At 63.5% G+C, this 2,538-nt stretch carries 2 protein-coding genes; one reads left to right on the top strand and one right to left on the bottom strand.

Going from position 1 to position 2,538, the window contains the following annotated elements; genetic code table 11:
• Nucleotides 1-101 precede the first annotated feature (101 nt).
• The gene (locus BG35_RS0109025) at nucleotides 102-1,388 is read right to left on the bottom strand and encodes a M16 family metallopeptidase (RefSeq protein ID WP_025782558.1); all 1,287 of its coding nucleotides are present in this window, start codon (nucleotides 1,386-1,388) and stop codon (nucleotides 102-104) included.
• 125 nt (nucleotides 1,389-1,513) lie between these two features.
• Here BG35_RS0109025 and BG35_RS0109015 point away from each other — a divergent pair, with 125 nt between their 5' ends.
• Nucleotides 1,514-2,311, top strand: coding sequence for a phycocyanobilin:ferredoxin oxidoreductase (locus BG35_RS0109015; protein ID WP_161632594.1), 798 nt, complete (start codon nucleotides 1,514-1,516; stop codon nucleotides 2,309-2,311).
• The last annotated feature ends 227 nt before the right edge of the window (nucleotides 2,312-2,538 follow it).

The following is a 2,538-nucleotide window of genomic DNA, read 5'->3' as shown; positions in this document are numbered from 1 at the left end:
TGGATCCCTTCACCATGGGCGCCGGCATCAAACAGCAGGATGTGAACGCCCATCATCGACAACGCGGTTGTTGGATTCTCTCACCGGAAGGCAACGTCTGATCAAGAGGTTTTGTCAGCAGGCAGCACAGAGAGCCAGTGGGCTTGCCGGGGAGCAAAGAGGGGCATCACCCGGGTGTGCAGGGTGGCGGCGGTCCAGGTTTGCAGATCCGCCAGTGGGCCATCCAGGGGCTGCACATGACCCCGCAGCAGGGAAGGACCCACCTGAGCAGCGACCCCCCCGGCGCTTTCCATACCGAAACAGAGCCGGGTGACCATTTGACGACAGGCCCGCGCCACGGCCCGGGGTTGGGGTGGCTGGCCCAACCAGTCGGTGAGGCACTGGGGCAGGAGGCGCTCCAACTGGCGGAGGCGGGCGGGGGCGCAACTGGCTTCCAGGATGGCCAGGCTGCCTGCCTCCAGGGGGATGATCTCCAGATCCAGCTCATCCACCAGGCCCAGCTCTTCACGGAGGCGGGAAATCAGCCAACTGCACCGGCCTTCGGCCAGCAGGGAGACGGCCAGTTCCAACCCGGCCATCATGGTGGGCTCCAGACACGGAGGCATGGCCCAGCAGGCCATGAGGCGGGCGCATTCCAGGCGTTTGAGCTTGAGGCGGCCGTGGCCTGGCTGGACGGTCAGCCGCGGCGGCGCACTTTGGGGTGGGGAGACGGCCGCCCGCTGGCTCAGGGGATTGGACCGCAACCGCCCATGAAACACCTCCGGCGCCACTGCGCCACTCACCACCATTGCCAATCGCCCTGCTCCGTAGAGGCGCTGATGGAAGGCGGCCATGGCGTTCACCGTCAAGGCATTCAGGCTGGCGGGCGTACCCAGGATGGGCCGGCCATAGCTGTGGCAACCACAGGCCTGCTCCAGCAAGGCCTGATAGGCCACCTCATCGGGCTGATCCAGGGCCTGCTTCAATTCCTCTTGCACCACCAACCGCTCCAGGGCAAAGGCTTCGTCCCGAAAACTGGGGAAAAGCACAAGTTCCGTTACAAGGTCCAGCGCTTCCACGGCTGCAGCAGCGGGGCAGGACACGTGGAAGTGGACATCATCCAGCCCTGTGGCCGCGTTGCTGGTTCCCCCGATGGCCTCGATGCGCCAGTCAAACTCTCCTTCCGCAAGACGGCGGCTTCCCTTGAACACCATGTGCTCAAGAAAATGGGCCAGCCCCGTCTCCGTTGCCGTTTCCCAGCGACTGCCAGCGGCAACCCACAGGTCAAGGCAGGTGAGACCGGTCTCCGGTAGGGGGATATAACCGACGGGGATGCCGTTGGCCAGGGAGCAATGGTGGAATCCGGGCGTGGCGATGCCGTTCAAACAAGGAAGCTTTATCCTGGCCATATGGCTTGACCCTAGTAGCTCGGTTTGCCCCTGTCCATCTGCTGCTGCCGGTCAAGAATGCTGCTCGCCAAGACAAAATAGCCCCAGGAAAGCGTCACCATGTCAGGAAGCTCATGATCTCTGCCGTGACCCGGTTGGGTGCGCCATTGGCCCAGTTGTTACGCCGTACCGGTCTATGGACCCCTGCCATGGATAACGTGGACGCTGCCGCCATATGCACGCACCCCCTGGTGCTCAACCTGGCCCGGAACTTTCAGGACCACTGGCGGAAGCTGGAGCAGTGCAGGCCCTTGGCCCTGCCCCGGGGCATGGAACGGGTGAAGGGCGCCATGGACGACGGCCCCGTGCAGATTCGCAATTGCTGCTTCTCGGCCCGGGGCTTTCGCAAGATGCACCTGGAACTGGCCAGCATCGGGCCGGGACTCAACATTCTCCATGCGGTGATGTTCCCGGATCCCTGCTGGGATCTGCCCCTCTTCGGTTGTGATGTTGTGGCTGCCCGGGGCCAGGTGAGCGCCGCGGTGGTGGATCTCTCCCCTACGGCAGAGGTATTGTCCCCTTCCCTCAACCGGCAGTTACAGGCTTTGCCGCGACCGGAGTTTTCCGAGCCCCGCCAGCTTCCGCCGTGGGGGGACATTTTCTCCACCGCCGTCTGCTTCATCCGGCCCCGGGGCGTTGAGGAGGAGCAGGGGTTTCAGGAGTTGGCCGTGGGGTATTTGCGCCTTTTGCTGGCCGAGGCCGGGCGCATCAGCCCCGATTCACCGGCTCACCCCGCTACTGTTGCCCGTAGAGCAGCACAACTCCGCTACTGTCGTCAACAACAATGCAACGACAAAACCAAGCGGGTGTTAGCCAAAGCCTTTGGCGACCCGTGGGCTGATGACTACATTCGCCATGTTCTTTTTGACGAACCCGCCGCCTGAAGCCCGCTTGGCCCGGTCCATGGGTTCCCGTTCGGCCAGCCTTGCCCCCCGTCAATCTTCAAAGTCATGGGAATCCGGCGAAGCCTAATTCTCGTTGGCATCATCCTGGCGGTTCTGGCCACAGGTTTGCTGGCCTTCCGTGTCTTGCGTCCGGAGGGGGAGGAACAATCTTCCGAAGCGTCTCCTGATGTAACGGCGCCCCAGCCGGGAGAGGGTGATGGCGCTGC

The sequence above is a fragment of the Candidatus Synechococcus spongiarum SH4 genome (genome assembly GCF_000586015.1).
Lineage (GTDB): Bacteria > Cyanobacteriota > Cyanobacteriia > PCC-6307 > Cyanobiaceae > Synechococcus_B > Synechococcus_B spongiarum_F.
The sequence above is the reverse complement of the archived record's forward strand: the minus strand, read 5'-3'. Positions and strand labels throughout refer to the sequence as shown.

Coding starts and splice junctions, on each gene's coding strand:
- BG35_RS0109025 (WP_025782558.1), bottom strand. CDS start 1,388: ATGGCCAGGATAAAGCTTCCTTGTTTGAACGGCATCGCCACGCCCGGA.